Below are 233 nucleotides of genomic sequence, written 5' to 3'. Positions count from 1 at the left end.
GCTTAGAACATTACCACTTTCATTAAGTGGAATTATCATGGGTGCTTTCATTGCCAAATGGAGATTATATGGCGAAGGCGGAACATGGGACTGGAGAATTTTCGTACTGGCACTTGTAGTGACTTTGTTGTATCAGATCTTATCGAATTACGCAAATGATTACGGAGACGGGGTAAAAGGGACGGATGCAAAGAGATTGACGGAAGCTGAATCCAGAGCGGTAGCTTCAGGAA

Annotated in this window: 1 pseudogene; it reads left to right on the top strand. The window is 43.3% G+C overall.

Annotated features, from left to right (window positions below):
• Positions 1-37: 37 nt before the first annotated feature.
• Positions 38-233: pseudogene (locus ACPYOJ_RS36990) on the top strand (hypothetical protein); the annotation flags it as partial.

It is taken from the genome of Rhizobium sp. SVR5-9E, assembly GCF_056755095.1.
Note: the sequence above shows the minus strand (reverse complement) of the source record. Positions and strands in the feature narration are given on the sequence as shown.